Here is a 6,277-nt window from a genome sequence, read left to right on the forward strand (position 1 = left end):
AGCCGGAGCAGCCGGTGACCGATCCGAGCGCGACGGCCGAGTGGCGCTTCCCGGAGGCGGCGCACGAGCCCGAGCAGGCCGGCTCGGCGACCGGGCAGTGGGCCGTGCCCGGGTTCGACGAATTCCCCGAGCAGCCGAACGACTACCGGCCGGGCGCTCTGGACGCCGACTGGAGCCAGGCCCCGGCGACGCTGCCGGGCGGCGCCCCGGCGCCGTGGGCGTACCTGACGCAGCAGCCGGCCGGGGACCCGGACGCGGACGCCGGTGCCGCCAGCGGTGCCGCTGCCGGTGTGCTGCCCGGAACGGACGAGGCCGCGGCCGCTTCGGCAGCCGCCGCGGCGACCGCGCATGCCGCCGGGCGGCTGCTCGGCGGGCCCGGAGTGGGCGCCGCGGGACGTGGACCGCGGGTGCTGGGCGGACCCGGGGTGGGCACCGCCCTGCCGGAGGGCGAGCCGGTGCACCAGGCTCCGCACGACATCGAGGCCGCGCACGGCCCGGCGGCGGAGCAGGCCGAGGGCGCCAGGGCCGCGGACCACGCGGGCCACACGGGGCACACGGTCCAGGGTGAGTACGCCGGGCACGCGGGGCACACGCCCCAGGGGGAGTACGCCGGGTACGCGGAGCAGACCGGGTACGCCGAGCCGCCCGCCGGCCCGGCCGCCGCCTCGGAGCCGCAGCCGGCCGCTTCCCCCGAACTGGATCTCTTCGGCGGGGTGCGCGCCCAGGCGCCGGCCGCCGAGCCCGCACAGCCCGCCGGCACCGACGGCCACGGCTTCACCGCGTTCGGCCACGCGCCCGAGCCGAAGCCCGAGGCCGCGCACGAGGCCGCGCACGAGGCCGCGCACGAAGCCGCGCACGAAGCCGCGCACGAGGCGGAGCCCGAAGCCGCGTACACGGCGGAGCCCGCCGCCGCTCCGGAGTCCGATCCCGTCAACGGGGCCGGGCCGGCCGCGCAGGAGCCCCCGGCCGACCGCACGCCGACCGAGGACACCGCCGACAGCGGGGGCGCGCTCCGGGACGAGGGGACCGGCGAAGGTCTCCCGGCGGAGGTGGCGACGTACGAGGAAGAAGCGACCGCCGGGGCCGTCGCCCATCACGAGCACCCGTCGGCCTCCTACGTCCTGCGCGTCAACGGCGCCGACCGGCCCGTCACCGGCGCCTGGATCGGCGAATCCCTCCTGTACGTGCTGCGCGAGCGGCTCGGCCTCGCCGGCGCCAAGGACGGCTGCTCGCAGGGCGAATGCGGCGCCTGCGCCGTGCAGGTCGACGGCCGGCTCGTCGCCTCCTGCCTGGTACCGGCCGCGACGGCCGCGGGCAGCGAGGTGCGCACCGTCGAGGGTCTCGCGACGGACGGGGAACTCTCGGACGTCCAGCAGGCGTTGTGCAGGTCGGGTGCGGTGCAGTGCGGGTTCTGCGTACCCGGCATGGCCATGACCATCCACGACCTGCTGGAGGGCAACCACGCCCCCAGCGCGCTGGAGACCCGTCAGGCCCTGTGCGGCAACCTCTGCCGCTGCTCCGGCTACGCGGGGGTCGTCGACGCCGTCCGCGAGGTCGTGGCCGAGCGCGGGGCGGCGGCCGCCGAGCCCGCGGCTACGGGCGCGGGCGCAGGCGCAGGCGACTCGGAGCCGCGCATCCCGCATCAGGCAGCGCCCGGCGAGGGCGGCATCCACCACGGAGGCACGGCGTGAGCGGGCAGGACGCGGCGACGGCGACGACAACGGTCAACACCACGGTGACGGCCATGGCCCCCCCGGTCTCCGAGGCCTCCGAGCCACAGGTCCCGCGCGGAATCGGAGCCTCCGTCCCGGCCGCGGACACCCGCGCCAAGACCGAGGGCACCTTCCCGTACGCCGCCGACCTGTGGGCCGAGGGCCTCCTGTGGGCCGCCGTGCTGCGCTCCCCGCACGCCCACGCCCGGATCCTCTCCATCGACACCACGGCCGCCGCCGAGATGCCCGGCGTCCGCGCCGTCGTCACCCACGCCGACGTGCCCGGCGCCACCACCCACGGCCGCCGCATCGCGGACCGGCCGGTCTTCGCGCACGACGTCGTACGCCACCACGGCGAGCCCATCGCCGCCGTCGCCGCCGACCACCCCGACACCGCACGGCTCGCCGCCGCCGCGATCGCCGTCGAGTACGAGCTCCTCGACCCTGTCACCGACCCCGAGCAGTCCTTCGGCGCCCCCGCCCTGCACCCCGACGGCAACCTGATCCGGCACATCCCGCTGCGCTACGGAGACCCGGAGGCCACCGGCGAGGTCGTGGTCGAAGGCCTGTACCGGATCGGCCGCCAGGACCCCGCCCCCATCGGCGCCGAGGCTGGGCTGGCCGTGCCGCGCCCCGACGGCGGCGTGGAGCTGTACACCGCGTCCACCGACCCGCACACCGACCGCGACCTGGCCGCCGCCTGCTTCGGACTGGATCCGGACCGTGTGCGCGTGGTGGTCACCGGCGTGCCGGGCGCGACGGCCGACCGCGAGGACGCCGCCTTCCAGCTCCCGCTCGGCCTGCTCGCCCTGCGCACGGGCTGCCCGGTCAAACTGGCCGCCACCCGCGAGGAGTCCTTCCTCGGCCACACCCACCGGCACCCGACCCTGCTGCGCTACCGCCACCACGCGGACGCGGAGGGCCGGCTGGTCAAGGTCGAGGCACAGATCCTGATGGACGCGGGCGCGTACGCCGACGCGTCCTCCGAGTCGCTGGCCGCGGCGGTGGCCTTCGCCTGCGGCCCGTACGTCGTCCCGCACGCCTTCGTCGAGGGCTGGGCGGTCCGCACCAACAACCCGCCGTCGGGCCACGTCCGCGGCGAGGGCGCCATGCAGGTGTGCGCCGCGTACGAGGGCCAGATGGACAAGCTCGCGGCCGCCGTCGGCATCGACGGGGCCGAGCTGCGCATGCGCAACGTCCTGGCGACGGGAGACCTGCTCCCCACCGGCCAGACGGTTACCTGCCCGGCCCCGGTGGCCGAACTGCTGCGCGCGGTCCGCGATTTCGAACTGCCCGCCCTGCCCAAGGACGCCCCCGAGGACGAGTGGCTGTTGCCGGGCGGCCCCGAGGGCGCGGGCGAGCCGGGCGCGGTACGGCGCGGGGTCGGCTACGGCGTCGGCATGGTGCACATGCTCGGAGCCGAGGGGACCGACGAGGTGTCCACCGCCACGGTGAAGGTGGTCAACGGCGCGGCCACGGTCATCTGCGCGGCCGTCGACACCGGCCAGGGCTTCGCCACGCTGGCCCGCCAGATCGTGCAGGAGGTCCTGGGCGTCGACGAGGTCACCATGGCCCCGGTCGACACCGACCAGCCGCCGGCCGGCCCGTCGGCGCACGGCCGCCACACGTGGGTGTCCGGGGGTGCGGTGGAGCGGGCGGCCAAGATGGTCCGCACCCAGCTGTTGCAGCCGATGGCCCACAAGCTGGGTATGTCGACGGAGCTCCTGCAGATCCAGGACGGCCGCATCACGTCGTACGACGGCGCGTTCTCGATGTCGGTCGGGGAGGCGATGGCCGGCAAGGAACTCTGGGCGACGGCCCAGTGCCGCCCCCACCCGACGGAACCCCTGGACGGGGACGGCCAGGGCGACGCCTTCGTGGGCCTCGCCTTCTGCGCGATCCGCGCGGTGGTGGACGTGGACATCGAACTGGGCTCGGTGCGCGTCGTGGAACTCGCGGTGGCGCAGGACGTGGGCCGGATCCTGAACCCCCGTCAGCTGGAGGCCCGGATCGAGGCGGGCGTCACCCAGGGCGTGGGCGCGGCCCTGACGGAGAACCTCCGCTCGGTCTCCGGCCTGATCCGCCACCCGGACCTGACGGGCTACGCCCTGCCGACGGCGCTGGACGCCCCGGCGGTCCGCATCGTCAAACTGGTCGAAGAACGCGACGTGGTGGCCCCGTTCGGCGCGAAGGCGGCGAGCGCCGTCCCCGTGGTGACGACCCCGGCGGCGGTGGCCTCTGCGGTCCGCGCGGCCACCGGCCGCCCGGTGAACCGCCTGCCGATCAGGCCGTCCGCGGCGGTCGGTACGCCCAACTCGTGACCGTGTGACCCGCATTGCACGTGCAACCCCGGACTTGGGCCTGTCGGTACCGGTCGCTAGAGTGATCGGTATCGGTGTGCGCGTACGCGCGGACACGGGTGCGAACGGGGACGGGGAGCGGCGCAGACACCGCGACCACGGGGAAGACGGGGAGTCGGGGAGGCCAACGTGGCAGACGACAACGGGGCGAGCCAGGTAGCAGCGGCCCTCACACTGGGGATCGCGGGCCCGATGGGCGCGATCGCGGGGGCGGCCTACAGCGCTAGCGCTGCCGTGCTGCGGGTCCAGTACGACGAATTGAAGGACTACCAAAAGCTGGTGGACGGACTTCTGACGACGCTTCAGGAATCGTCGGCCCATCACGGGAAGTTGGCCGACGGCACGCTGCCGACGTCGGCCCTGGGCAAGGGCTTCGCTCAGGCCGACAAGCTCTACACGGCCTACAACACCGTCCACACAGAGCTGCAGAACCTGTCGAAGGGGCTGGCGGTGCAGATCGAGGCTCTCGGCATCGCGATCCAGTCCGCGAACGGCGGCTACAGCGAGGTGGACGAGGAGACGAAGCGGCGCATGGCCCTCCTTGCCAAGCAGGCCCACGACCAGTACATCGAGGAACGCGACCCGTACGCGGACAAGAAGGCCGACAGCGGCCCCCCGGCCACGCCGAACACGCCGCAGCCGAACGCGACGAAGAAGGGTGGTGCCGTCGGATGAGCGAGTTTGAGGGCCTTACGCACGCACAGCTGTACGGCATGATCGCTGCGATTAACCCGGACAAGGTCTACGACTGCTCGGCGCTGCTGACCAACGCCGCCACGACGATCGACGAGATCGGGAGCAAGCTCAAAGACCACAAGGTCAAGGGCTGGGAGGGCGAAGCGGCCGACGCCTTCCAGAACTGGGTGAACCAGACGGGAAGCGCCACGCTGGAGCTGGCCAAATACAGCGCCAACGGCGGCAAGTACATGGCGGAGACGGCGCAGATCATGCGCGAGGTCGCGCCGACCACGTACGGCGCGGGCGACATGCCCATGTACAGCGCGTCCGCGGAGGCGACCCTCAAGCAGAACCTCGCGACGTCCCGCGAGTACCACAACGACCCGGACGCGGTGAAGATGGGCCAGGAGGCCTGGTCGAAGCTGAGTGGCGACCACGCGCGGGCCGTCGACGCGATGACCAAGCTGGCCGGGTCGTACGAGAAGTCCACGCAGCACATAGAGGCTGTGAAGCCCCCGACGTTTCCGCCTCCGCCGAATGTGCTTGTGCCGCCGGGCTACTACGACTCTGGAGAAATGGCCAGGCCTGGGGGAGAGTCTGGCAGCGGAGCCGGCTCTACAGGCTCGTCGTACACGACGACGGGGTCGTCGCACAGTACGTCCTCCAGTGACCCCGGATCGGTCACCAGCCGTCCGCAGCAGCCGGACAGCACGGTTCCGCCGGTGCCGATGCCGTCGACTCCGGACCGCGAGGTGGGCGTCGACCTCGACACCGTTGGCACGCTTCCGGACCGGACCGTGCCTCCGGTGACGACCGCGCCCGGACCGCTGCCCACTGGTCCCGTCAGCCCCACTCCTGGGCCCGTCCTCCCGCCCGTCGGCTTCCCGACGGTCCGAGGCATGAAGCCGCCCAGCCTCACCGGTCCTCCGGGCCTCGGCCCCTACCCGGGACTGGGCGGCCCAACCACTCCTCCTCCCGGCGGCAAGGGCCTCGGCACGCCGGGAATGCCCCCGCGTGACAGCGGTATCACGGGTGGTCGTCAGGTGGCGCGCACCAGCCCCAGCCCGGGCCTCCCGCGCGGCACCGTCATCGGCGAAGGCAATCACGTCGGCCGTGGCATGGGAGGCGGTATGGGGCCCGGAGGCGGCCAGAACGGCTTCGCGGCAGGTCGTCGACTTGCCTCGGAGTCGGGAGGCATCGTCGGCGGGAAGCCGGGTGCGGGCTCTCGCCCGATTGCGGGCGGTCAGCCGTTCACCCAAGGTGGTTCGGGCCTCGTGCGCAACGGCGCGGGTGGCGCGGGCGCGGGTGCCATGGGGCACGCGGGTGCAAGGACGCAGACTCCGGGCAAGCGGCGCGACGAGCAGCGGGGCGAACGCCCCGACTACCTGGCCGAAGACGAAGAGACCTGGCAGGGCAGCCGTCGTGTTGTCCCGCCGGTGATCGACTGAGCAGAACGGACGTTGCACGGGATGCGCATGCGCAAGGCGACCTCGGCCCTGGTGGGTCTGCTGCTGGCCGGGGTCGCCG

At 73.9% G+C, this 6,277-nt stretch carries 4 protein-coding genes; all 4 read left to right on the forward strand.

Going from position 1 to position 6,277, the window contains the following annotated elements; all coding sequences use genetic code 11:
* Positions 1 to 1,691 (forward strand): (2Fe-2S)-binding protein (locus ACWGIU_RS26315; RefSeq protein WP_453709728.1); only part of this gene is annotated, 1,691 nt, incomplete at its 5' end.
* A gap of 53 nt (positions 1,692 to 1,744) precedes the next feature.
* Positions 1,745 to 4,033: a xanthine dehydrogenase family protein molybdopterin-binding subunit gene (locus ACWGIU_RS26320; RefSeq protein WP_453709734.1), complete on the forward strand. Its 2,289-nt coding sequence runs from the start codon at positions 1,745 to 1,747 to the stop codon at positions 4,031 to 4,033.
* A gap of 168 nt (positions 4,034 to 4,201) precedes the next feature.
* Complete coding sequence (locus tag ACWGIU_RS26325) at positions 4,202 to 4,747, forward strand: hypothetical protein (RefSeq protein ID WP_453709730.1); 546 nt, start codon at positions 4,202 to 4,204, stop codon at positions 4,745 to 4,747.
* Positions 4,744 to 6,198, forward strand: coding sequence for a WXG100 family type VII secretion target (locus ACWGIU_RS26330; protein ID WP_453709732.1), 1,455 nt, complete (start codon positions 4,744 to 4,746; stop codon positions 6,196 to 6,198). Before ACWGIU_RS26325 ends, ACWGIU_RS26330 begins: the two co-directional genes overlap by 4 nt.
* Positions 6,199 to 6,277 lie beyond the last annotated feature (79 nt).

This window comes from Streptomyces sp. NPDC054840, from assembly GCF_053611065.1.

Coding starts and splice junctions, on each gene's coding strand:
- ACWGIU_RS26330 (WP_453709732.1), top strand. CDS start 4,744: ATGAGCGAGTTTGAGGGCCTTACGCACGCACAGCTGTACGGCATGATC.
- ACWGIU_RS26320 (WP_453709734.1), top strand. CDS start 1,745: ATGGCCCCCCCGGTCTCCGAGGCCTCCGAGCCACAGGTCCCGCGCGGA.